Source organism: Bradyrhizobium sp. WBOS07 (genome assembly GCF_024585165.1).
In the GTDB taxonomy this organism is placed as follows: Bacteria; Pseudomonadota; Alphaproteobacteria; order Rhizobiales; family Xanthobacteraceae; genus Bradyrhizobium; species Bradyrhizobium japonicum_B.
The window spans coordinates 2480405-2504928 of record NZ_CP029008.1; the positions used below are offsets into that span (position 1 = coordinate 2480405).

General features: G+C 64.9%; 23 protein-coding genes. 9 read left to right on the top strand and 14 right to left on the bottom strand.

Annotation, left to right across the window (positions count from 1 at the left end; genetic code table 11):
- Positions 1-3 precede the first annotated feature (3 nt).
- From DCM79_RS11690 to DCM79_RS11725, 8 genes are all read left to right on the top strand, one after another.
- Positions 4-1290, top strand: a complete 1287-nt coding sequence (locus tag DCM79_RS11690) for an ABC transporter substrate-binding protein (RefSeq protein WP_257179971.1) — start codon at positions 4-6, stop codon at positions 1288-1290.
- Positions 1287-2210, top strand: coding sequence for a carbohydrate ABC transporter permease (locus DCM79_RS11695; protein ID WP_257179972.1), 924 nt, complete (start codon positions 1287-1289; stop codon positions 2208-2210). The genes DCM79_RS11690 and DCM79_RS11695 overlap by 4 nt, the downstream gene beginning before the upstream one ends.
- The gene (locus tag DCM79_RS11700; RefSeq protein ID WP_257179973.1) at positions 2203-3060 is read left to right on the top strand and encodes a carbohydrate ABC transporter permease; all 858 of its coding nucleotides are present in this window, start codon (positions 2203-2205) and stop codon (positions 3058-3060) included. Before DCM79_RS11695 ends, DCM79_RS11700 begins: the two co-directional genes overlap by 8 nt.
- Before the next feature lie 10 nt (positions 3061-3070).
- Complete coding sequence (locus tag DCM79_RS11705) at positions 3071-4180, top strand: ABC transporter ATP-binding protein (protein ID WP_257179974.1); 1110 nt, start codon at positions 3071-3073, stop codon at positions 4178-4180.
- A complete protein-coding gene (locus tag DCM79_RS11710) occupies positions 4177-4944 on the top strand; it encodes an SDR family NAD(P)-dependent oxidoreductase (protein WP_257179975.1) in 768 nt (255 codons plus the stop codon). Before DCM79_RS11705 ends, DCM79_RS11710 begins: the two co-directional genes overlap by 4 nt.
- A gap of 298 nt (positions 4945-5242) precedes the next feature.
- Positions 5243-7066 (top strand): adenylate/guanylate cyclase domain-containing protein, encoded by a 1824-nt coding sequence (locus DCM79_RS11715; RefSeq protein ID WP_257179976.1) that lies wholly within the window; start codon positions 5243-5245, stop codon positions 7064-7066.
- 42 nt (positions 7067-7108) lie between these two features.
- On the top strand, positions 7109-7930 hold the full coding sequence (locus DCM79_RS11720; protein ID WP_257179977.1) for a phosphatase PAP2 family protein: 822 nt from the start codon (positions 7109-7111) through the stop codon (positions 7928-7930).
- Positions 7927-8991 (top strand): G1 family glutamic endopeptidase, encoded by a 1065-nt coding sequence (locus tag DCM79_RS11725; RefSeq protein WP_257179978.1) that lies wholly within the window; start codon positions 7927-7929, stop codon positions 8989-8991. The genes DCM79_RS11720 and DCM79_RS11725 overlap by 4 nt, the downstream gene beginning before the upstream one ends.
- 104 nt (positions 8992-9095) lie before the next feature.
- Here the strand turns inward: DCM79_RS11725 and lpxB are convergent, their stop codons facing one another.
- From lpxB to lpxA, 3 genes are read right to left on the bottom strand one after another with little or no spacing between them, the layout of a single operon-like run.
- Positions 9096-10280 carry a lipid-A-disaccharide synthase gene (gene lpxB / locus DCM79_RS11730; protein ID WP_257179979.1) on the bottom strand — a complete coding sequence of 395 codons (1185 nt, stop codon included), beginning with the start codon at positions 10278-10280 and terminating at the stop codon, positions 9096-9098.
- Complete coding sequence (locus tag DCM79_RS11735) at positions 10277-11134, bottom strand: LpxI family protein (protein ID WP_257179980.1); 858 nt, start codon at positions 11132-11134, stop codon at positions 10277-10279. The genes lpxB and DCM79_RS11735 overlap by 4 nt, the downstream gene beginning before the upstream one ends.
- A gap of 19 nt (positions 11135-11153) precedes the next feature.
- The gene (gene lpxA / locus DCM79_RS11740) at positions 11154-11945 is read right to left on the bottom strand and encodes an acyl-ACP--UDP-N-acetylglucosamine O-acyltransferase (RefSeq protein WP_257179981.1); all 792 of its coding nucleotides are present in this window, start codon (positions 11943-11945) and stop codon (positions 11154-11156) included.
- Between the two features lie 175 nt (positions 11946-12120).
- On the opposite strand from lpxA, the gene DCM79_RS11745 reads away from it, so the two are divergent.
- A complete protein-coding gene (locus DCM79_RS11745; protein WP_257179982.1) occupies positions 12121-12444 on the top strand; it encodes a KTSC domain-containing protein in 324 nt (107 codons plus the stop codon).
- Between the two features lie 26 nt (positions 12445-12470).
- Here the strand turns inward: DCM79_RS11745 and fabZ are convergent, their stop codons facing one another.
- From fabZ to DCM79_RS11800, 11 genes are all read right to left on the bottom strand, one after another.
- A complete protein-coding gene (gene fabZ / locus DCM79_RS11750; protein WP_028136118.1) occupies positions 12471-12932 on the bottom strand; it encodes a 3-hydroxyacyl-ACP dehydratase FabZ in 462 nt (153 codons plus the stop codon).
- The gene (gene lpxD / locus DCM79_RS11755; protein WP_257179983.1) at positions 12929-13996 is read right to left on the bottom strand and encodes a UDP-3-O-(3-hydroxymyristoyl)glucosamine N-acyltransferase; all 1068 of its coding nucleotides are present in this window, start codon (positions 13994-13996) and stop codon (positions 12929-12931) included. The genes fabZ and lpxD overlap by 4 nt, the downstream gene beginning before the upstream one ends.
- A 125-nt stretch (positions 13997-14121) precedes the next feature.
- Positions 14122-16644: an outer membrane protein assembly factor BamA gene (gene bamA / locus DCM79_RS11760; protein WP_257179984.1), complete on the bottom strand. Its 2523-nt coding sequence runs from the start codon at positions 16642-16644 to the stop codon at positions 14122-14124.
- 176 nt (positions 16645-16820) lie between these two features.
- Complete coding sequence (rseP, locus tag DCM79_RS11765; RefSeq protein ID WP_028136115.1) at positions 16821-17972, bottom strand: RIP metalloprotease RseP; 1152 nt, start codon at positions 17970-17972, stop codon at positions 16821-16823.
- Positions 17973-18015: 43 nt separating this feature from the next.
- Complete coding sequence (gene dxr / locus DCM79_RS11770; protein ID WP_257179985.1) at positions 18016-19239, bottom strand: 1-deoxy-D-xylulose-5-phosphate reductoisomerase; 1224 nt, start codon at positions 19237-19239, stop codon at positions 18016-18018.
- Positions 19240-19243: 4 nt separating this feature from the next.
- Entirely contained in the window at positions 19244-20086 is an 843-nt protein-coding gene (locus tag DCM79_RS11775) for a phosphatidate cytidylyltransferase (RefSeq protein ID WP_257179986.1), read from the bottom strand.
- The gene (locus DCM79_RS11780; RefSeq protein ID WP_257179987.1) at positions 20083-20841 is read right to left on the bottom strand and encodes an isoprenyl transferase; all 759 of its coding nucleotides are present in this window, start codon (positions 20839-20841) and stop codon (positions 20083-20085) included. The genes DCM79_RS11775 and DCM79_RS11780 overlap by 4 nt, the downstream gene beginning before the upstream one ends.
- Positions 20842-20853: 12 nt before the next feature.
- Entirely contained in the window at positions 20854-21417 is a 564-nt protein-coding gene (gene frr / locus DCM79_RS11785) for a ribosome recycling factor (RefSeq protein WP_028136111.1), read from the bottom strand.
- 68 nt (positions 21418-21485) lie between these two features.
- Positions 21486-22202, bottom strand: a complete 717-nt coding sequence (gene pyrH, locus DCM79_RS11790) for a UMP kinase (protein WP_028136110.1) — start codon at positions 22200-22202, stop codon at positions 21486-21488.
- 60 nt (positions 22203-22262) lie between these two features.
- The gene (gene tsf / locus DCM79_RS11795) at positions 22263-23186 is read right to left on the bottom strand and encodes a translation elongation factor Ts (RefSeq protein WP_257179988.1); all 924 of its coding nucleotides are present in this window, start codon (positions 23184-23186) and stop codon (positions 22263-22265) included.
- Between the two features lie 132 nt (positions 23187-23318).
- A complete protein-coding gene (locus DCM79_RS11800) occupies positions 23319-24314 on the bottom strand; it encodes a 30S ribosomal protein S2 (RefSeq protein WP_028136108.1) in 996 nt (331 codons plus the stop codon).
- Between the last annotated feature and the right edge of the window lie 210 nt (positions 24315-24524).

A 24524-nucleotide genomic window follows, 5' to 3' on the forward strand; every position in this document is an offset into this window, starting at 1 on the left:
GCCATGCCGATCACCACAACAAGGCGCCGTCTGCTCGCTGGCTCCGTCGCTACGCTCGCACTGCCGGCCTTTGCCCGCGCGCAAGGCGCGGTCAAGCCGCGCCTGACCGCGATCTCGCAATGGTCCGCGGGCAGCGACGGCGCGGCCATCACCGCGCTCGGCAAGAAGTTCGAGGAGAAGGGCGGCGTTTGGCAGCATTCGCCCGTGCCCGGCTTCACCACCGAGATGATGAACAAGCTGCGCGCTCAGATCATGGCTGGCGATCCGCCGGCCTGCTCGCAGCTCAAGGGTCCCGAGATTGCGGCCTGGTCGAAGATCGCCCCGACCGTCGATCTCGACGCCGTCGTCTCTGCCGCCGGTTACGAGAAGGTCGTCGCGCCGGACCTTGCGAAATTGCACAAGCCGGGCGGCAAATGGATCGCACTGCCGCTACAGATCTACAGCACCAACATGCTGTTCCTGTCCAAGCGCGCCATGGACAAGGCCAAGGCCGACAAGGTCCCCGTCACCTGGGCGGACTTCAACGACCTTGCTGAAAAGATGAAGGCCGGCGGCGTCGCCCATCCGATCGCCAACGGCGGGACCCGCCCGGATGACGGGCAGAAATTCGAGGCCGCGCTGGCCGGCATCAGTCCGCTCGCCTACCGCGCCGCCATCATGAATCTCGAGAAGAAGGCTCTGGAAGGTCCCGAGATCAAGGCTGCGTTCGCGCAGGTGCGCAAGATCGCCGATTGGATGGATCCCAATGTCGGCGCCCAGCACTTCTCGACCAATCTGAAACGCTTCATCGACGGCGACATGGGCATGATGATCATGGGCGGCTGGGCCCAGGGCGTATTGCGCAATGCCGGCTTCAAGCTCGAGGACTTCGTGATTGCGCCAGGTCCCAGCGACAACAGCAAGCCGGTCTTCCTGCTGAATGCCGACGCCTTCATCTTCTGGCAGCGCAAGGAGGCAGACCTGCAGGCCGGCCAGACGCTGATGGCCCAGCTGGTCATGGATCCGGCGATCCAGACCATGTACTCGCAGATCACCGGATCGATCCCCGTGCGCACCGATGTCGATCTGTCCGGCGAAGGCTGGTCGGAGGGTCAACGCACCACCGCAAAGGCCCTGAAGGACGCCATCGCCAGCAATCAGGCCGTCCTCAGCATGGCGCACAACATGGCGCAGGAAAACGGCATGACCGCAGCGATGATCGACGTGATCACGGAGTTCGTGAAGAACAAGACCATCAAGCCCGAGCAGGCGGCGACCCGCCTCGCCGAGGCCGTCGAGGGCGCGCGTTGAGCAATGCCGCCGCGATAAGACCGGGCCGGCCGGCGCTTCCTGAATGGGTGCGCCGGCTGCCCGAATATCTGATGATCTGGGTGCCGCTGCTGCTCTCCGCAGCGCACCTCGTCTCGTTCTCGCTGTGGACGATCTGGATCTCGTTCACGCCCTCCACGCTGATCCCGGTCTCGGGCTGGGTGGGCTTGCGCAACTACACGGCCGTCCTGGCATCGCGGAACTGGCAGATCGCCTTCGACAATTTGCTGCTGTTCGGCATTGCGTTCGTGGTGTTGAGTGCGGCGACCGGCCTCGTTCTTGCGATCCTGCTCGATCAACGCATCCGCGGCGAGAACGTGCTGCGATCCATCTTCCTCTACCCCCTCGCCGTGTCGTTCGTGGTCACCGGCACGGTCTGGAGCTGGCTGCTCAATCCCGGCCTCGGGATTCAGAAGCTGGTCCACGATCTCGGCTGGACCTCCTTCAAGTTCGACTGGCTGATCGACCGCGACATGGCGATCTGGACCATCGTCGTCGCCGCGATCTGGCAATCCTCGGGCTTTGCCATGGCTCTCTTTCTTGCCGGCCTTCGCTCCGTCGACGCCGACATCATCAAGGCCGCACAGATCGACGGCGCCGGACCGGTCCGGATCTACCGGCGCATCATCCTGCCGTCGCTTTGGCCGATCACCATCACCGTCGTCGTGATCCAGCTGCAGTTCGCGATCTCGACGTTCGACCTCGTCCGCGCGCTCACCAATGGCGGGCCGGGAATTGCGACCCAGCTGCCAGCCCTCGTCGTCTATGACCTCATGTTCCAGCGCAGCCTGCTCGGCCGCGGCGCCGCGGCGGCAGTGCTGATGCTGCTCATCCTTCTCGCGGTGCTCGTGCCCTATGCGGCATGGCGATATCTCCAGCGACGGCGGGCCGTCCATGCGTGAGCGCAGCTTCACCCCGAGTCGGATCTTGATCTACCTCGTCGTTTCACTGATCGCCGCGGCCTGGCTCGCGCCGCTGGTGGTCGTCGTCCTGAACTCGCTGCGGACCAACGAGGAGATCGCGCAAGGTTCGATGATCGGCTGGCCGCAACATCTGGCCTGGAGCAACTACGCCGCCGCCTGGAGCGGCTTCTGCGTGGCCGAGACCTGCTCCGGCATCCGGCCCTACATGCTGAACTCCGCGCTGGTCACGATCCCCGCGACGATCTTCTCGACCTTGCTCGGCGCCATCGCCGGCTACGCGGTGTCGCTCTGGCGCTTTCGCGGCGACAACTGGATCTACGGGATCGTGACCCTCGGCCTTTTCCTGCCCCAGCAGATGCGTCTGCTTCCCTGGACCATCGTGCTGCGGGACATCGGTCTCATCAACACGTTGGCGGGCCTCGTGCTGATCCACACCATCCAGGGTCTCTCCTTCACCACGCTGTTCTGCCGCAATTACTACGTCGCCATTCCCCATGAATTGATCAGGGCCGCGCGGATCGACGGCGCCGGCTTCTTCCGCATCTTCTGGCGCATCATTCTGCCGCTCTCGGGGCCGATCCTGATCGTCACGGTGATCTGGCAGTTCACGCATATCTGGAACGAGTTCCTCTATGGCGTGACGTTCACGACCGGCCAGCAGCAGCCGGTCACGGCGGCTCTCATCGCGCTCTCCGCCGCAGTCGCCGACATCCCGCAGCATGGCGTGCAGAGCGCGGCGGTGATCATCGCCGCGCTGCCGACGCTGTTGATCTACCTGCTCGGCGGCAAGTACTTCGTCCGCGGCCTGACTGCCGGGGCCGTGAAATGATGGAGTTGTCATGGCAGCACTGAGCATTCGCGCCCTGTCCAAGCGCTACGCCAATCTGGAAGTGCTGAAGGACATCGCGCTCGACATCGAGAGCGGCGAATTCACCGTGCTGGTCGGACCGTCCGGCTGCGGCAAGTCCACGCTGCTCAACATCGTCGCTGGGCTGGATAGCCCGAGCGCGGGAACGATCGAGATCGGCGGCCGCGTCGTCAACGACGTCCCGCCCAAGGACCGCGACATCGCCATGGTGTTCCAGTCCTACGCGCTCTACCCGTCGATGACGGTGCGGCAGAACATCACCTTCGGGATGGAATGCCGTCACGTGCCCAAGGCCGAGCAGGACGCGGCGGTCGCCAATGTCGCAAAGCTGCTTCAGATCGAGACGCTACTCGGCCGCAAGCCGTCGCAACTCTCCGGCGGCCAGCGCCAGCGCGTCGCGATGGGGCGCGCGCTGGTCCGGGATCCCCTGCTCTTCCTGTTCGACGAGCCGCTCTCCAATCTCGACGCCAAGCTGCGCGTCGAGATGCGGATGGAGATCAAGCGCCTGCACCAGCGCATCGGCGCCACCATCGTCTATGTCACCCACGACCAGATCGAGGCCATGACGATGGCGACGCGGATCGCCGTGATGCATCAGGGCTGCGTGCAGCAATTCGCCGACCCCGATACCGTGTACCGTTATCCCGCCAACCTGTTCGTCGCGCGCTTCATGGGCTCGCCCCCGATGAACACGCTGCCGGCACGGCTCGAAGCCGAAACTGACGGTCTGGCGGTCGTGATCGGCGCCGGCCGGCCGGACCAGATCCGCCTGCGCCTGAGCGGCTATGACAGCGCAGCCTCCTTTGTCGGACGCGACGTGGTGTTCGGCATCAGGCCGGAATGCATCGCCGAGGGCAGCCGCGTGTTTTCGAACGATGCGCCCGTCCTCGTCGAGGCGCCCGTGGACATGGTCGAGCCGACCGGCGCCGAGACGATGGTGTCGCTGCGGCTGGGCGGCGAACCGGCGATGGCGCGCATCTCGCCCGATATCCGGCCGGTGCCGGGCACGTCCGCCTCCTTCGCCCTCGACACCCGCCGCATTTGCCTGTTCGACCCCAAGACGGAGCGACTGATCGTATGACCAAGACGAGCTATGCCGGCCTCGCCGACCGCGTGGTGCTGATCACCGGCGGTGCCAGCGGCATCGGTGCCGCCTTCGTGCGCGCCTTCGCCGCCCAGCGCGCCCGGGTCGCGTTCCTCGATATCGATGCAGCAGCCGGCAAGGCGCTGGCCGCCGAGGTCGCAGCCGCAAGCGGCACCGCGCCGCAGTTCCTGCCCTGCGATCTCCTCGACATCGAAGCCTTGCGCGCCGCCATGGCCGAGGTTCGGCGATCGCTCGGCGACGCCGCCGTGCTCGTCAACAACGCCGCCAACGACCAGCGCCAGGTGCTGGCCGAGGTGACGCCTGCCGAGTTCGACTGGATGATCGGCGTCAACTTCAAGCACGTCTTCTTTGCGGCGCAAGCGGTGGTGCCGCAGATGCAGGCGCGCGGCGGCGGCTCGATCATCAACATGTCCTCGATCGCCTGGATGCGCGGCGCCCCGGCGCTGCCGGTCTACGCCGGGGCCAAGGCGGCGATCGTCGGCTTCACCAACTCGCTGGCCCGTTCGGTCGGCCCGAACCGCATCCGCGTCAACGCGATCGCGCCCGGCATGGTCGTGACCGAGCGGCAGCGCCGGCTGTGGTATCCGGACGACAAGGTCATCGCCGAGATGCGCTCGCGCCAGGCCGTTCCGGATGCGGTCACGCCCGAGGACATCGCCAACATGGCGCTGTTCCTCGCCTCCGACGACAGCCAGCGCATCACCGGCCAGTGTTTTCGGGTCGATGGCGGATTGGCGTAGGGCATGGTCCCGGAAAAGTGTATCGCATCACGCTTTAGGGTGGGCGCCATGAAAATCGTCTACGGTCCGCCCTGCTTTGGATCATCTTTGATGAACCACGTTGAGGCCGGTGCCGTTCTCGCCGGCATACTCGGCAACCGCCCCTGACCGTCGTTCACGGGCTGGTTGCGAAAACGAGGATTGATCTAGTTGCGCGAGACAACCGCGGCTTGTGAAACCTGGGAAAACAGGCTTAGCTAGGGAGCAGCGTCCAAGCGGCGGCACGGACCTACGCGTCAGAGTGACCACGGATACAGCTATGGCCTCCCCCCGTGAACCCGATGCCAGCCCGGGACCCGCCTCCCTTGTAGCGCCGAACGCCTCGCGAGAGATTGCTCCTGGTCAGCGCAAGCTGGTCGCCGTGCTCGCGGCCGACATCGTGGGCTATAGCCGATTGATGGAAGCGGACGAGGAAGATACCCACAAGCGGGTCCTCGAGTTGCGCGCGACCATTATCGACCCGATGATCGCGAAGTACAGGGGGCAGGTGATCAAGAACACCGGGGACGGTTTTCTTGCGGTGTTTGACAGCGCAAATGACGCCTCCCGATGTGCGCTTGCAATTCAGCACGGCGCCAATGCGATGTCGGCGGAAGAACCGGAACATCGCTTCATCAGTCTCCGGATGGGGATCAACGTTGCGGATGCGATTTTTGAACGGGATGACATCTATGGCGATGGTGTGAACATCGCCGCCCGGCTTCAGACCTACTCCGAGCCCGGGGGCATCGTCGTCTCAGGTGCCGTCGCGGATCAGATCATTGAGCAGGCCGGCGTCTCCGTCGTCGACTTCGGCGATCTGCATCTGCGGAATCTGTCGCGCCCCGTCAAAGCGTTCGGGCTGCGCATCGAGCGTTCACCGCATCCGGTGGCAGATAGTCCGGTCACAGCACAGGGACGACCATCCATCGTCGTTCTGCCATTTCGCAATCTGGCCAGTCAGGATGATGCCTACTTTGCCGAGGGGATTGTCGACGAAATCATTCACGCGCTCTCCGCGCTGAAGGAGCTGTTCGTGATATCGCGCGGGTCTACGCTGGGTTATGGCAGCGAGATCATCGACGTCCGCACCATCGGTCGCGAGCTGGGCGTGCGCTATGTGCTCTACGGCAGCGTTCGCCGCTCCGGCGGGCGGCTGCGTATCAATACCGAGCTCAACGACACCGAGTCGGGCAATATCATCTACTCCGATCGTCATGAAGGCGAGCTCAGCGAGCTGTTCGCACTACAGGAGCAAATCTCGACGCGTGTGGTCACGACGATCGCGCCGCATGTTCGCGAGTGGGAACGGGCACGGGCTCTGCGCAAGCATCCACAGAATTTGACGGCCTACGATCTGGTTCTCCAGGCGCTGAGCTATCTGTACCGTATGGACTACGACTCGTTCTCGCGGGCGCGCGGATTGCTGCAGCAGGCCATCACGCATGATCCGAACTACGCGCCGGCCTATTCATACCTGGCATATTGGTACATGTTCAGGGTTGGCCAGGGCTGGTCCACCGACGCAGCGGCCGATAGCCTCGAGGCGTCGCGCAGTGCCTCCAAGGCAATCGAGCGCGATAGCAACGATGCGCTCGCTCTGGCAATCGACGGTCACGTGCATTCGTATCTGTTCAAGGATTTCGAGACAGCGACCCGCCTGTTGGACCGGGCGATCACGGTCGGCCCCAATTCGGCCATGGCGTGGACGATGAGCAGTGCGACCTGCGGTTATCTCGGCGAAGGATCTACCGCGGTCTTGCGCGCCGAGCACGGCCTGCGCTTGTCGCCCATGGATTCACACGTGTTCTGGCACGAGCACCTGCTTTCCCAGGCGCACTACATCAACGGCAATTTCGATGAAGCGGCCGCCTGGGGTTGGCGAGCCGCGAAGCATAACGAGCGTTTCACCTCGAACTTCCGCATCCTGGCAGCCAGCCTGGTGGCCATCGGAAAATTTGTAGACGCGCGCCAGATCGCGCAACGCCATATGCTGATCGATCCGCATTTCCGTCTGCAGGCTTGGGCGGACCGCACGCCCCTCAACGCGGCCACCCGCGACAACCTTCGGCAACGACTCAAGGCGGCAGGATTTCCAGACTGAGTTTTATGCAAGCGATAGGCGTCAAATCATTGGGAGGCTGCGATGGCAGGCAACGCCGGGAATGCGGGAAACGCAGGTAACGCTGGGAATGCGGGAAACGTCGCTAATGCAGGCTCGGGCGGCGGCGGCTGGATCTTTCCGGATCGCGTGGACTTGCCGTTCATTACGGAAACGGGCGTCAGCACCAACCGCACCACCGTCACCGAGTTCCCTGACCGGAGCTGGACTCCGGACTGGTACGCCTGGCGGCTGCTGGCCGAATTCGCCATTCACGGCGGGTGGAGCTCGATCACGGTTGCCCCACCAAACTTAGCGAACACCGGGGCTGAGATCGACGCGCTCGTGACAATGGCCAAAGACGAGCGGGCGGATGCGCTCGGCGAGATTTTTGCGCAGAACGACGAGTTTCTAAGCTACTTCATGGCGCTTCTCAGCGTCACGCCGAACTCGCATCCAAACACTTGTCGGGTAATCGCCACGGCAAGCCTGATCGCGCTTCAGGTCGCGATGCACTGGAAAGCCCACTACAAGCGGCCGCGACCGTCGCAAATCTGTCCAGCGCTATTGCCGCCGATCCAGGTTCCCGGCCACGCATCGTATCCCAGCGGGCACGCGACTCAGGCGCATTTGATCGCGCTCGGCCTGAAGTCGGTGATACCGGCGTCGGTGAGGCCAATGGCCGATGATCTCACCGTTCTCGCCGGCCGGATCGCGCGAAACCGCCAGATCGCCGGTCTCCACTACCAGAGTGACACGGACGCCGGCGTACGATTGGCCAGTGACATCTACAATATCTTAGTCGACACGACCTCGGTCCCGAGTTTTGATGCCTTGATCACAGCTGCTCAGGGGGAGTGGCCATGATCGCGCGCGCGAGTGGTGTCGAACAACACGAGCTTCCTACGCGGGACGATTTGAACGCGGGTCTGCGCCGGCAGATATTGTTGCCACCGCCACCGCCGCCCAAGGACTTCGACGCGCTGAGTGCTGATGCGCGGGCGCTCGAATTCTACCGGCTTCCGCCCAAGCCGCCCCTGCGCGCGGGACGCAGGGCCGAGTCACTATGGGCGAGGCTTCTTTCCAAGCCTATCGAAGTTCTGCCTATGATCTATCCGGGCTCCGCGACCGACTTTCGTGTCAACCGGGGCCGTTTGGGCTCGGGCTATCCCGGCCGTCACGAAACCAGCTTCAATTGGTCGGGCGCATGTATTGCGGCGACGGAGGGGACCCAGTTCACGCAGGTGTGGGGCGCCTGGGAGGTCCCCAAGCCGAGTGCTCCCTCGCCTGCGCCGGGCGATTATCGCTGTTCGACCTGGATCGGGATAGATGGTCATCGGCGCTTCGATAATTCGCTGCCGCAGATCGGGACGACGCAAAGGATTGTGGTTGCCGCTGACGGCAGCGTTGCTCCGCCTTCCGCGGAAGCATGGGTTCAATGGTGGTTTCGCGGTGACCGCGACACTGGCCCGTGGACACTCCCCAACTTTCCGGTGCAACCGGGGGACCACGTCAGATGTGTTCTGACCGTCATAGCGCAAGACCACGTCCGTTTCTTCATCAAGAATGAAACGCAGGGCGGAAAGTCGCTTTCGGTCGATCTCCTAGCGCCGACGATTCCGCTTCCATACCCGATTGGACTTCCGATCGAATTTCCGGCACGAGGCCGTACGGCAGAATGGGTCACGGAGCGGCCGACGATCTTGCATGCGACCGACCTTTATCGCTTGCCCAATTATGGCTCGGTAACGTTCGACGACTGCTTCGCGCTCGCGGGCACCGGCGGAATCGGCTATCAGCCTCAAGATCTGGGGAATGCCAGACTGATCAAGATGATCGAGACCCGCGACCATCCGCATCGGACCGCGCCACTGTCAAAACCGGAAAAACTGGACCAGCAAACCGTACAAACCAGCTTCGTGGGCTGAACACGATCTTTCCGGCACGTCACCCGGCCACCAAACTTGAGGACGCCGATTTATTCGGCGGCCTCCTCGAGAAGTGACTCGAATAAGGTCGCAAGCAGCCGACCTCAGCTCCCTCGCCGGCCCTGACGCATCGTGGCCAGCACGACGTCGGCGGCGAGCACGCTCGGTGACTTGTTGCCGGTCGACATAATCCGGTCGAGCTGGGCAAAGGCCTCGACCTGCTGCCGCCGCAGCGGGGAATCGGTCAGCACGTCATGAAGCGCGGGCGCCAGCTTCTCTGGCGTGCAGTCTTCCTGAAGATATTCCGGAATGACATCCCTGCCGAATACGAGATTGGCGAGAATCACCGAGGAGACGCGGATGGCGCGGCGCAGGATGAAGGCCTCGATCGCGCCGACGCGATAGGCCGTCACCATCGGAATGCCCGACAGCGCGAGCTCCAGCGTCACCGTGCCGGATTTGGCCAGCGCCGCATGCGCGATGCGGAAGGCGGCGCGCTTCTCGTTCTCGCCGATCACGATGCTCGGCTTGACCGGCCAGCTTGCGATGCCCTCGCGGATGGTGGCTTCCAGATGCGGCATGGTCGGCAGCATCAGCTCGAAGACACAGCCTTCCGCCTGCAGGCGGCCGATCGTTGCGCCGAACACGCCGAGATGATGCCTGACCTCGCTGCGGCGGCTGCCGGGCAGCACCAGCAGCACCGGTGGCTCGCCGTTGCGGCGCGCCTGCTCCTCGGCGCTCGGCCGCAGCGAGGACAATTGCTCGATCAGGGGATGGCCGACATAGCTGCATGGCGGTCCGCCGAGCTTGCGGTATTCCTCCGGCTCGAACGGCAACAGGCCCAGCACATGGTCGACATAGCCGAGCATGGTGCGCGCCCGTCCCGGCCGCCACGCCCAGAGCTGCGGCGAGACGTAATCGACGATCGGAATCGCGGAATTCTTCGCGCGCACGCGGCGGGCAACGCGATGGGTGAAATCGGGGCTGTCGATGATGACGAGCGCGTCCGGCGCGGCTTCCAGCACGGCATCCACGGTTTGGCGGATCAACCGCAATATCTTCGGCAATTGCTGCACCACCGCGGCGAAGCCGACGATCGACAGCTCCTCGATCGGAAACAGCGATTCGAGCCCCTCGCGCGCCATGGTGCGGCCGCCGACGCCGACGAATTCGACGCCGTCGCCGAGGCGCTGGCGCAGCACCTTCATCAAGGCGCTGCCGAGCCGGTCGCCGGATTCCTCGGTGGCGATCAGGCAGATCCGGCGCTTAGGATCGCGCGACTGCATCACGCCGGCAGACCGATGACGAAGAGATATTTGGCGTTGGCCAGCGCGATCATCGCCTGCGGCTCGGCCGCGATGGTGTTGCCGGCGATGACGGCGATGCCGGCGAGCCCTGCGGCGGCCACGCCTTCGAGCGTGCGCGGGCCGATCGTCGGCAGGTCGAAGCGCAGGTCCTGGCCGCTCTTCGGCGCCTTCACCAGCACGCCGCGGCCGGCCGCCGCGCGAATGCGTCCCTCCTCGCGCAGCCGCGCCACGCGCGCGAGCAGCGCGTCGGTGCCCTCGATGTCCTCGACCGCCACCACATGGCCGTCGATCACCACCGCCGCCTGGCCGATGTCGAACGGGCCGAGCGCGGTCAGCACCGCACGGCCCCGCTCGATGTCGGCCTTGCTGTTGTCGTTCGGCCAGGCGCGGCTGATGCAGCCCTCCGGCATCAGGAGATCCGGGGCGACATCCTTGATGCCGACCATGCGAAAGCCGTCCTGCTCGAGGAGGCGGCCGACGCCGGACAGGAGATGATCGTCGCCGCCGCGAAAGGCGCGGATGACGTTGCCGAGCAGGCGCAGCGTCTTGACGTCGAACCGGATCTCCGCGAGCGAGGGGCGCACCAGGGTGCCGATGAAGATCAGGTCGCGGCAGCCCTCCTCGCGAAACAGCCGCATCGCACGGCCGAGCTGGCCGACCGAGATCCAGCGGTGACGGAATTTCTCGACCCGGGCCGGATCGCAGGCCCCGCGAAGCGGAAACAGCACCGGCGTGATACCGCGGGCGGCGAGCGAGTCGGCAACCGCGAACGGCATGGCGCCGCCGCCGGCGACGATGCCGACCGGCGATGAGACCTGCGAAGCCGCCGATGTCATGCCCGGGGCCATCCCAAGGTCACTTCGCGATGGCGGGAAGGCAGAGCGGGCGTTTGCCCTTGCCGATGAAGTCGAGGATTTCCGCGATCGCCGGATCCTCGCCCGCGAGCGGCCTGGATGCCTCCAACCGCTCGGCGAAGGTACCGGGGCCGAGGAAGAGTTTCTGGTAGAATCCACGCACCGTCGCCAGCCGCTGCTTGGTGAACTTGCGCCGCTTCATGCCGATCAGGTTGAGGCCTTCCAGCACCGCATATTGGCCGTTGACGAGGCCGAACGGGATGATGTCGTCGCGCACGCCACAGACGCCGCCGACCATGACCTGAGGCCCGATGCGGGTGAACTGGTGCACGGCGGACAGGCCGCCGATGAAGACGAAGTCGCCGATCTCGCAATGACCGCCGAGCGTCGCCGAGGTCGCGAAGATCACGTCATTGCCGACATGGCAGTCATGGCCGACGTGGCTGCAATTCATGAAGTAGCCGCGATCGCCGACCGTGGTGATGCCGCCGCCGGCGACGGTGCCGGCGTTCATCGTCACGGATTCCCGGATGGTGCAGCCCGATCCGATCTTGAGCTTCGTCAGCTCGCCCCGGTAGCTGAGCGACTGCGGCGGCGTGCCGAGCGAGGCAAAAGGATAGATGGTGCAATCGTCGCCGATACTCGTCTGCGCCGTGACATGCACATGCCCGATCAGCTTGCAGTTCGCGCCGATCACGACATTCGGGCCGATGATGCAATAGGGCCCGATCTCGGTACCCTCGCCGATCACGGCGCCGTCCGCGACCCGTGCGGTGGGATCAATCCTGCTCATCAAGCAATCTTACTCGTCAGGAAGTTCTGATTATGTGTTGAAGTCATTCGGTTTTCCGGTGGTTACCGCGTCTATGCCCGATCTGTCCAGTGACGTATCATCTCGCCGTGTTTCAAGTATCGGATGAGGCGGCCGTCCCGGTCCGCCCCGGAGTTCATGCGGAGCTTCAACACCCGTGGTCAGGGCCTTGGCACTTCTGCTCGCACAGCTCGCGGCCGCGCCGATCGTATCCGAGACGGTCGAGACCGGCGATCGCCGACCGGTCGACCTCGCGGCATTCGAATGCCGCGACATCAATCGCAGCACCGTGCTTCAGCGTGTCTGCTACGACCGCGCGCGGCACGCTCTCGTCGTCGCGACCGGCGGCTCCTATGTGCGCTATTGCGGCGTCGCCGCCGAGACGGTCGACCGCCTGCTCGGCGCGCCGTCCATGGGCCAGTTCTTCAACCGGCACATCCGGCGCGAGGCCGCCGGCGGCCGCTACGATTGCAGCGCCTGAGCCCCCACCGCTGGGCCCGGAGCCGCTCAGTCCGTCAGCATGGCCCCGACATCGGCCTCGGCGACGACGACGCCATTGACCTTGGCATCGCCGTGAAACCACCACATCGCCTTGCGGCGCCCGAGCGAGCGCATGTGATACTCGATGGTGTCGCCGGGCAGCACCGGCTTGCGGAACTTGCACTTGTCGATGGTGAGAAAATAGACCGCGCGCGGCTTCTCGGTGCCTTCGACCGACTTGATGCCGATCACGCCGGCGGTCTGCGCCATCGCCTCGATCATCATGACGCCGGGATAGACCGGGCGCTCCGGGAAATGTCCCTGGAAGGCCGGCTCGTTGAAGGTGACGTTCTTGATGCCGATACCGCTGTAGTCGGCGCGGATGTTGATCACGCGATCGATCAACAGCATCGGAAAGCGGTGCGGCAGGGTCTGGAGGATGGCATTGATATCCACCAGCTCGAACTTCACAGGTGATTCCGCCGTCATTCCCGTCCCTCGTCCTTCGCATCGGCCTTGCTGTCGCGCACCAGGCGCTCCACCGCGATGATCTCCTTGAACCATTGCTTGGTCGGCTTGGCAAAGAAGCCACCCCAGCGTCCCCCCGGCGGGATGTCGTCCTTGACGCCGCTCATCGCGGTGACCTGGGCTCCATCTCCGATCTTGAGGTGGTTGTTGATGCCAACCTTTGCTCCGAGCGCCACGTTGTCGCCGATGGTCAGGCTACCGGCGAGGCCGATCTGGGCCGCCAGCAAACAGTGCCGGCCAATGGTCACATTGTGGCCGATCTGGACCTGATTGTCGATTTTGGTCCCCTCGCCGATCACGGTGTCACGCAGGCTGCCACGGTCGATCGTGGTCCCGGCGCCGACCTCGACATCGTTCTGAATCAGGACCCGGCCGGTCTGCGGCACTTTCAGATGGCCCTCGGGGCCGAAGAAGATGAAGCCGTAGCCGTCCTGGCCGATCGAGCAGCCGGGATGGATCAGGACGTTGTTGCCGATCAGGGCGCACTGGATCACGGTCCGGGCACCGACGTTGCAGTCCCGGCCGATCTTGACCCCGGGACCGATCACCGCCCCGACGCCGACCACGGTGCCGCTGCCGATCTCCACATCCGGGCCGATCACCGCCAGGGGGTCGACGATCACGCCGTCCTCGAGCCGGGCCGAGGGATCGATGATCGCCGACGGTGCGATACCGTCATTGCCGACCCAGGATTGCGGCCTCAGCGCGTCCCCGTGCCATTCCCGCGCGATCCTGACGAAGGCCCGGAACGGCTGCGCCACCCGCAGCACGGCCACATGGGCGGGCACCTGGGCCTCGAAGCGCGGGCTGACCAGGCAAGCGCCGGCCTTGGTCGCCTTCAACTCGTCGGCATATTTGAGGTTGTCGAAGAACGCCAGATGCATCGGGCCCGCTTCGTCGAGCGAAGCAAGGCCGGTGATGACGTGGCCGCCCCTGCCGGGATCGACCAGCTCGGCCTTTGCCAGCGTGGCAATGTCGGCCAGCCCTAAGGCAGGCGGCTTTGTGAAGAAGATCGGCTGCGCCATTCCACCCCGTCGCGGTCCGGCTTCGGCATGAAGCGGTCAGGCCGCATCATGCCCCATCTCTTGGAATGGCACGATCCCCTTCGGAAACCGGCTCCATTGATCCGGATCGTGCCGTGCTGATCGAACTAGAACGTGGTGCCGCCGCCGAACCGGAATTCCTGCGTACGGTCGTACTTGCCCTTGCTGAGCGGCACGGCGTAGTCGAAGCGCAGCGGACCGAACGGCGACTGCCAGATCAGGCCGACACCAACCGACGAGCGGATGACCTTGCTGTCGTCATAGACGAGGCCGGTACAGGTCCCCGTCGTTGACGGGTTGATGCTCGACGGGATGCAGCCCGGCGCATTGACTTCGTTGGTCGTGGTCCAGCTCGTCGGTCCCTTATAGTCGTAGAGGCCGCCGGCATCGGCATAGACCGCGCCCTTCAGACCCACTTCCTTCGGCAGGAACCAGAACGGCATCTGCAGTTCGAGCGAAGCGCCCCAGTACTTGGTGCCACCGAGCGCGTCGCGCGAACCGAACGGGTTCAAGTCACGCGGGCCGATGCCGTTGGGAGCAAAGCCGCGGACCAGGTTCGGACCCATCTGGAAATGGTCGAGCATCCGCAGATCGTCGTTCATCTTGGTCAGAATGCCGCCCTGCAGACGGACAAGACCGACGATGTCGGACACCAGCGGGGCGTAGTACTTTCCGTCCGCCACGGTCTTCAGATAGGACACGTCGCCGCCGACGCCGGCGAAATCCTGCCGGAAGTCGATGAGCAGACCGTCGGTCGGGTTCTTGTTGTTGTCGAGCGTGTTGTAGGTGAGCGTGTAGCCCAGCGCCGAGGTCAGGGTCTTGCCGTTGGCAAGCTCCCTGCGCACTGGCAGCGAGGCTTCGCCATCGTTGTAGCAACCGAGGCCACTGGTCGAGCTCAGGTCGATGCCGTTGGCGGCCGCGTAGGCCGGGCTTGGATTGAACGCCCCGCTGGCCGGATTGTTGTTACAATTCGCCAGGTAGCTCGGCAGCGTGATTTCCTGCTGGTAGATCGAGTAGCGCAGCTGCAGCGACAGATCTTCACGCAACGAGAAGCCGAGGCGCGGCGAGAAGCCGAGCGTCTTGGTGCCGTAGGAGATGTAGTTGTTGGCGAGCTGCTGGCGCTGATAGAGGTCGAGGCCGAGCGCGACGCGGTAGTCGAGCAGATAGGGTTCGACGAACGACAGCGAGTAGCCTCGGGCATACTGGCCGTAGGTCACCGCCGCCTTGGCGAACAGGCCGCGGCCGAGCAGATTGCGCTCGGAGACCGAGACTTCGGCCAAAGCGCCGTCGGTGGTGGAGTAACCGCCCGAGATCGAGAAGTCGCCGGTCGATTTCTCTTCCATGTCGACGACCAGGATCACGCGATCGCTCGACGAGCCCGGCTCGGTCGTGATCTTCACGCTCTTGAAGTAGTCGAGGTTCTTCAGGCGCCGCTCGGCACGATCGACCAGGGCGCGGTTGTAGGCATCGCCCTCGGAGATGTCGAACTCGCGGCGGATGACGTAGTCGCGGGTGCGCGTGTTGCCGCGCAGGTTGATGCGCTCGATATAGGTGCGCGGGCCCTCGTCGATGTTGAACACGACGGAGACGGTGTGCGCCTCGAAGTTGCGGTCGCCGCCGGGACGGACCACGGCGAAGGCGTAACCGCGGCGCGAGGCCTCGATCTGCATCTCCTCGACCGATTTTTCGACCGATTCGACGTTGTAGAGCGAGCCGGCATGGACGCGCGAATAGCCGCGCATCGACGATGGATCGAAGTTCGGGATGCTGGAGCGGAAGTCGACCGAGCCGACGCGGTACTGCGCGCCTTCCTCGATCTTGAAGGTGACGTTGAAGCCCTTCTTCTCGGGGTCGTATTCGGTCAGCGCAGCCACCACCTGGACGTCGGCGTAGCCGTTCTTGAGATAGAAGCGGCGGATCAGGTCGCGGTCGGCTTCGACGCGGTCGGGATCGTAGACGTCACCGCTGCCGAGGAAGCTCAGCAGGTTCGTCTCGCGCGTCTTGATGACGTCCCGGAGGCGGTAGGACGAGAACGCGTTGTTACCGACGAACTCGATCGACTTGACGCCGGTCTTCACGCCTTCCTCGACGGTGAAGATGAGATCGACGCGGTTGTTCGGCTGCTCGATGATCTCGGGCGTGACGCGCACGTCGTAGCGGCCGGACCGGCGATAGATCTCGGCGATTCGCAGCGTGTCGGACTGCACCATGGCGCGGGAGAAGGTGCCGCGCGCCTTGGACTGCACCTCAACGGTGAGCTGCTCGTCCTTGATCTTCTTGTTGCCCTCGAAGGCGATCCGGCCGATCACCGGGTTTTCGACCACCGAAACGACGAGCTGGCCGCCGGGACCGCGGTTGATCCTGACGTCCTGGAACAGGCCGGTCTCGATCAGCGCCTTGAGGCCGTCGTCGATCGCGCCTTGATCCAGGCGACCGCCCGGACCCGGCTTGAAATAGGAGCGGATCGTCTCCACCTCGACGCGGCGATTTCCCTGGACGGAAATCGACTGAACGGTCTGAGCGAGCGCAGACGAAGACACAAAAACAGCCCCGACCGGGGCAACCACCGGCGCGCCGAACATGATCAGGGTTGCGAGCAAGCCCCCCCGGAGTCGCAGTCCAAACTTCATCGCGCAACGCGCCCTTATCATTCCGTGCCAGACCCAACCCCAACGCCGGTCCGGAGATTCCCCAAGTCGAGGCCGCTTGTAGCCAATTTCGCCGACGCCGCAAACGGCCGAAAGCGTCGTGATTTCAATTTCATTCCAAGACGTTGCTCAACAGCAACGCCACAAAAAAGCCTCCATCAAGATGCCGCCATCCGCAGGATGTCGTTGTAGGTCGCAAACACCATCAGCATCAGCACCAAGCCGAGCCCGATTCGGAACCCCATCTCCTGGGTCCGCTCGGACAGCGGCCGGCCGCGGAGCACTTCCGCCGCGTAGAACATAAGGTGGCCGCCATCGAGCAGCGGGATCGGGAACAGGTTCAGCAGACCGATCGACACCGACAGCACCGCGCACAGGTTGATCACGAACTGGAACCCGGCGCTGGCCGCCTGCCCCGACATCTTCGCGATTCCCAGGACGCCGCTGACCTCGTTGGGATTGCCTTGCCCGACGAACAGCGAGCCCAGGAACTTGAAGGTGCTGGTGATGATGAACCAGACCTGCTCGACCCCGATCTTGAGTGCCTCGCCGATGCCCACCGGCGCGGTCGAGGCCTCGCCGGCCTGCGCCTTGTGCTCGATGCCGAGCACGCCGAGACGGTGGCTGTTGCCGAACGGATCCTTGCGCTCAAGCAGCGCCGGGGTCGCCGTCAGCGAGACGATGGTACCGTCCCGCTTCACCTGGAAGGCAAGCGCCGAACCCGCGTTCATAGCAACGATTCGCTGCATGTCGGCAAAGCTCTCGATCGGCTTGCCGTCGATCTGGACGACCACGTCCCCGACCTTGAAACCTGCCGCAGCCGCAGCGCCGTCGGCAACGACGCCGTCGACGCGCGCGATCGTGCTCGGCTTGCCGTAATACAGCGCCATGCCGGCGAAGATCAGCGCACCCAGGATGAAGTTGGCGATCGGGCCGGCCGCAACGATGGCGGCGCGCGGGCCGACCTTCTTGTGGTGGAAGCTGCCGGAGCGCTCCTCGGCCGTCATGGATGCAAGCGTCTGCGCGGACGGGGTCGAGGCCTCGCTCTCGTCGCCGAAGAACTTGACGTAGCCGCCGAGCGGGATCGCCGACACCTTCCAGCGGGTGCCATGGCGGTCGTTGAAGCCGATCAGCTCGGGGCCGAAACCGAGCGAGAAGGTCAGCACCCGCACGCCTGCCCAGCGCGCGACCAGAAAGTGGCCGAGCTCGTGGAAGAACACGACGATCGTCAGGACGAACAGGAAGGGAACCGCGTAGCCCAGGACCCCATGGCTCAACGTATTGAAACTATGGGTGAAAAAATCGATCATCGAATTCCCTCTTCCAGCGCCGCAAGGCCCTGGTCCGAACCAACTAGGATGCCTTTAAGGCAATTTGAGGCAATAGGGCGGCAGCCCTATTTCGCGCAACATGGTCAACAGAGATTGCATCGTCGGCGGACGTCAGCGGTGCCTGGTTCCCGCTGCGGATCCAGTCGTCCAGCGTCGCCTCCACCAGCCGGGCGATCGCGCCGAACCGGATCTTGCCGGCGATGAAGGCGGCGACCGCGACCTCGTTGGCCGCGTTGTAGACCGTTGTCGCCCCCTTCCCGGTCCTGAGCGAATCGAACGCCAGGCGCAGGCCGGGGAAGCGCTCGAAATCGGGCGCCTCGAAGGTCAGCTGGCCGATCTTGGCGAGGTCCAGCTTGGCCGCCGGCCCCTTGATCCGGTCGGGCCAGCCGAGGCAATGCGCGATCGGGGTGCGCATGTCGGGCGCGCCGAGCTGGGCCACCACCGAGCAGTCGGAGAACTCGACCATGCCGTGGATGATCGACTGCGGATGAACGAGAACGTCGATCTCCTCGGGCGCGAGCGCGAACAGATAGGACGCCTCGATCACCTCGAGGCCCTTGTTCATCATCGAGGCGGAATCGATCGTGATCTTCTGGCCCATGCTCCAGTTCGGATGCTTCAGGGCCTGCGCGAGGGTCGCCTGCTCGATGTCCGCCGGCTTCCAGGTGCGGAATGGGCCGCCCGAGGCCGTGATGATGACGCGGACCAGTTCGTCGCGATTGCCGGAGCTCAGCGCCTGGAACAGCGCATTGTGCTCGGAATCGGCCGGCAGGATGCAGGCGCCCGCCTTGGCGGCACGCTGCATGAAGAAATCACCGGCGCAAACCAGGCATTCCTTGTTGGCCAGCGCCACATGCGCGCCGCGATCGACCGCCGCCAGTGCCGGCTTCAATCCGGCGGCGCCGCTCACGGCCGCCATCACCCAGTCGGCCGGACGGGCGCCGGCTTCGATCACCGCGCCTTCGCCGGCCCCGCATTCCGTGCTCGTTCCCGCCAGTGCGGCCTTGAGCTCGGCGAATTTGGAGGCGTCGGCGATCGCGACATAACGCGCGGAAAATTCCTTTGCGAGCTTCGCCAGCGCCGCGACATTGCCGTTCGCCGTCAGCGCTTCGACGCGGTAGCGCTCGGGCGAGGCCCGCAGCAGATCCATCGTGCTGTCGCCGATCGAGCCGGTGGCGCCGAGAACCGTGACGCTGCGGACGGATGACGCCGCAGCCTTGTTGTTTCGCAATGGGACCGCGCTCATATCCTCACCAAACCATAAGACCGCTTCCGGCGCTATGCACACCATGGCGGAGAAAGCCGATAATCCAAGCCGCCAGGATGGCGGCGACAAAGCCGTCCAGGCGGTCCATTAGCCCGCCATGGCCGGGAATTAAGTGACTGGAATCCTTGACACCGAAGCGCCGCTTCACGGCGGATTCGAAGAGATCTCCGAGTTGCGACACCACCGACAGGACGGCACTGACCAGGAGCAGCGGAACTGCCTTGCCGATACCGCAGGCGGCAAAACCTCCGGCCACCGCAAGGCTCGCCACGAAGCCGCCGAGCGCGCCGGACCAGGTCTTCTTCGGGCTTACGCGCGGCCAGAGCTTCGGCCCGCCGATGCTGCGGCCGGCGAAATAGCCGCCGATATCGGTCGCCCACACCACGAGCAGCACGAACATCAGCGCGGAGAAGCCGTTGACGAGGTCCTTGCGCAGCAGGATCGAGGCCAGCAACGCCGCCGCTGCGTAGGCAAAACCGGTCGCGGCCCAGACGAACTTGCCGCGCGCGATCAGCGTCACGATCGCGCCGCCGACGAGGCCGACGACGATGGAGGTCTTGAGCCCGCCAAAAGCGACCGCGGCGCCCATCATGGCGATGACGACCGTCCCTGCCCCGGTCAGCGCGACGGAGGCTGCGCCGACCACCGTCAGCCATTCCGCGAACAGCCCGATCGAGACCAGGGTCACGAGCAGCGCCCAGAGCCAGCCGCCGGCATAAGCGATCGCAATGGCGAGCGGCGCCAGCACCAGCGCTGCGAGGATTCGCATCACCAGATTGCTCGGGGCGGGCTTGGCGCCCACCGGTGCGGAATCGTGTTCGCTCACGAGGCGGTTTTCGCGACCAGGCCGCCGAAACGGCGCTCGCGCCTGGCGAATTCGGCGATCGCGCCTTCGAGCGCCGCCTTGTCGAAGTCGGGCCAGTGGATCGGCACGAACACGAGCTCGCTATAGGCGGCCTGCCACATCAGGAAATTCGACAGGCGCTGCTCCCCGCTGGTGCGGATGATGAGATCGGGATCCGGAATGTCGGGCGCATCGAGATGCGCCCCGAGCGTCTCGGCATCGATCGTGGCCGGATCGCGCATTCCTTCCGCGACCTCGCGGGCGAGCTTTTGCGCCGCCTTGGCGATCTCCTGCCGCGAGCCGTAGTTGAAGGCAACGACGAGCGTGAGGCGGGAATTGTCGCGTGTCAGCTCCTCGGCCTCGTTGAGCAGCGCGCAGATGTCGCTCTCGAGCCCCTCGCGCTCGCCGATGATGCGGACCTTGACGCCGTCGCGATGCAGGCTCGCCAGGTCGTTGCGGATGAAGCGGCGCAGCAGGCCGAAGAGATCGCCGATCTCGCTCGCCGGGCGCGACCAGTTCTCCGACGAGAACGAGAAGATCGTGAGATAGCGGATGCCGAGCTCGTGCGAGGCCCGCACGACGCGGCGCAAGGCCTCGACGCCGCGGCGATGCCCCTCCGCACGCGGCAGGCCGCGCGCGGCCGCCCAACGCCCGTTGCCATCCATGATGATGGCGACATGCGCAGGCGCCTCGGACCTGTCAGGTCCTTCCGTTGCGGGCGCGGCGGCGTTGGACATGAAGGCGATGCCTTAAACGGTGAGGATTTCTTTTTCCTTGGCGGCCAGCAATTGGTCGATCTCGGCGATGGTGCCGTCGGTCGCCTTCTGCACCTCGTCGGCGTGACGCTTCTGGTCGTCCTCCGACATCTCGTGATTCTTCTCCAGCTTCTTGAGCACGTCGAGCCCGTCGCGGCGGACGTGGCGCGCGGCGACCTTTGCGGCTTCCGCATATTTGTGCGCGACCTTCACCAATTCCTTGCGCCGCTCTTCATTCAGCTCGGGAATGCGCAGGCGCAGCACCTGGCCTTCGGTCGCGGGCGACAGGCCGAGATTGGAATCGACGATCGCCTTCTCCACCGCCTTGACCATCGACTTGTCCCAGACCTGCACCGAGATCAGGCGCGGCTCCGGCACGCTGACGGTGGCGAGCTGGTTCAGCGGCATGTGACCGCCATAGGCATCGACCTGCACCGGATCGAGCATCGAGGCGGAGGCGCGGCCCGTCCGCAAGCCGCCGAGCTCGTGCTTGAGCGAGGCGACGGCGCCCTGCATGCGGCGCTTCACTTCGTTGAGGTCGAAATTACCCGTGGGCATCACGTTTCTCCTTCAAAATCCCGGCGACCGCTCCCGCGCCTTCGCTTTCGGGCGCGCCAGACGAGCCTTCAGCCGGCGACGATGGTCCCGTGGCCGACGCCGCGCAGAATCGCGCCGATCGACCCCGGCTCCGCGATCGAGAATACGATGATAGGCAGCGACGTCTCGCGGGCAAGCGCGAAGGCGGTCGCATCCATCACCTTGTAGCCGCCCTCGATCGCCTGCGAATGGGTCAGCCGGTCAAACCGCGTGGCGGCGGGATCTTTCTTCGGATCGGCCGAGTAGACGCCGTCGACATTGGTCGCTTTCAGCACCGCCTGGGCGCCGATCTCCGCGGCGCGCAGCACCGCGGTCGTGTCGGTGGTGAAGAACGGATTGCCGGTTCCGCCGCCGAGCAGCACGATGCGGCCCTCGGCGAGGTATTTGTGCGCCGCAGTGCGGGTGAACAGCTCGGAAATCTCGGGCATGACGAAGGCCGACAGCGTGCGCGCCGGCGTGCCCTTGCGCTCGATCGCCGCCTCCAGCGCGAGGCAGTTCATCATGGTGGCCAGCATGCCCATGGTGTCGCCGGTCGGGCGCGACACGCCGCGGCTGGAGACCTCGACGCCGCGCACGATGTTGCCGCCGCCGATCACGACCGCAACCTCGGTGCCGAGCTTGCGGGCGGCGATCAGATCGTCGGCAACCCGGTCGACGGTCGGCTGGTCGATGCCAAAGCCTTGCTGTCCCGCGAGATATTCGCCGGACAGCTTGATCACGACGCGACGATAGACCGGATCAGTCATGAGCACTTTCCTCGTCCGGGCGCCGCTTCCGGCGGCACGCCGGAAGGAACGTTCCGGCGCTTACTTCTTGCCGCTGGCCGCGGCGACCTCGGCCGCGAAGTCGCTTTCCTGCTTCTCGATTCCCTCACCGAGAGCATAGCGCACAAAGCCGGCGATCTTCACAGGCCCGCCGACCTTGCCCTCGGCTTCCTTCACCGCCTGCGCCACCGACTTGCCGGTGTCGTGGATGAAGGCCTGCTCGAGCAGGCAGACTTCCTTGTAATAGGTCTTCAGGCCGGACTCGACGATCTTCTCGATCACGTTCTCGGGCTTGCCCTGCTGGCGATATTTGTCGGCGAGCACGTCCTTCTCGCGCTTGACGACCGCCGGATCGAGACCGGACGGATCGAGCGCGAGCGGGTTGGCGGCGGCGACATGCATCGCGATCTGGCGGCCGAGGCTGGCGAGCTCGTCGGCCTTGCCGGGCGATTCCAGCGCAACGATCACGCCCATCTTGCCGGCGCCGTCGACGACGGCACCGTGGACGTAATGCGCCACAACGCCCTGGCTCACTTCGAGCGCAGCTGCGCGGCGCAGCGTCATGTTCTCGCCGATGGTGGCGATCGCGTCATTGATGGCGGCTTCGACGGTGACGTCACCGACCTTGGCGGCCTTGATCTTCTCGACATCCGCGCCGACGTCGAACGCGACCTGGGCGATCATCTTGACCAGCCCCTGGAACTGACCGTTGCGCGCGACGAAGTCGGTCTCGGAATTGACCTCGACCACGACGCCCTTGGTGCCCTTGGTGAGCGCGCCGATCAGACCTTCGGCGGCGACGCGGCCCGACTTCTTGGCGGCCTTGGACAGGCCCTTCTTGCGCAGCCAATCCTGCGCCGCTTCCATGTTGCCGTCGTTCTCGGTCAGCGCGGCCTTGCAGTCCATCATGCCCGCGCCGGTCGACTCGCGCAGGTCCTTGACCATCGCAGCTGTGATCGTTGCCATCGTTGAAAATCCTTTGTGCCTGCCGGTTCGCCGCGGCGTGGCTTGGAGGCGCCCCGCCGCGGTCCATCTCAGGAATTCGCGTCAACTGAAATGGTGGCCGGATCTCGTCCGGCCAGCCCATCGCTCTCTCGACTATTCCGCTTCCGCGGTCAGCGCCTTGGCCTTGGCCACCCAGGCATCCGCACGGCTCGGCAGACCGACTTCTTCGCCGATCGTGTGCGCGGTGTCGTGGTCGAGCTCGGCGAGCTGCCAGTAGTGGAAGATGCCGAGGTCGTTGAACTTCTTCTCGATCGTGCCCGACACGCCCGGGAGCTTCTTGAGGTCGTCGGCGGTGCCGCGCGGACCTGCAAGGCCCTGGAAGCCGCTCGACGACGCCGCCGGCAGCTCCTCGGCGACCGGCTGAGCCGAGGCGCCGACGTCGATGCCCGAATCACCCTGGGCCCGCGAGATGCCGTCGATCGCCGCACGCGCGATGAGATCGCAATACAGCGAGATGGCGCGGCCGGCATCGTCATTGCCCGGCACCACATAGGTGATGCCCTTCGGGTCCGAATTGGTGTCGACGATCGCGGCGACCGGGATGTTGAGGCGCTGGGCCTCCTGGATCGCGATGTCTTCCTTGTTGGTGTCGATCACGAAGATCAGGTCGGGCAGACCGCCCATGTCCTTGATGCCGCCGAGCGAGCGGTCGAGCTTGTCGCGCTCGCGCTGAAGCGTCAGGCGCTCCTTCTTGGTGTAGGAGCTGGCATCGCCACCGGCCAGCACGTCGTCGAGGTGACGCAGGCGCTTGATCGAGGCCGAGATCGTCTTCCAGTTGGTCAGCGTGCCGCCGAGCCAGCGCGAATTGACGAAATACTGCGCGCAGCGCTTCGCCGCGTCCGCGACGCCGTCCTGCGCCTGGCGCTTGGTGCCGACGAACAGGATGCGGCCGCCCTTGGCCACCGTGTCGCTGACGGCCTGAAGGGCCTGGTGCAGCATCGGCACGGTCTGGGCGAGATCGACGATGTGGATGTTGTTGCGGGTGCCGAAAATGAACGGAGCCATTTTCGGATTCCAGCGGTGCGACTGGTGACCAAAGTGCACGCCAGCTTCGAGCAGCTGACGCATAGTGAAATCGGGTAGTGCCATCGTTCTGATTCTCCGGTTGGTTCCTCCGGAAACGTGTGAGCAAAACGGAGCGTTCGCCCCGGCTGCCACCGGACGGCCTTGTGAGCCATGTTTCCGTGTGAGATGGCGCGCTATATAGCGCCATTTCGGCCAGAAGCAAGGAAATAAGGCGGCCGTCGCGGCCGCCCGAAAGCTGCGGTCGTCACGCTCCTGCCGATTCCGGCGTCCTGC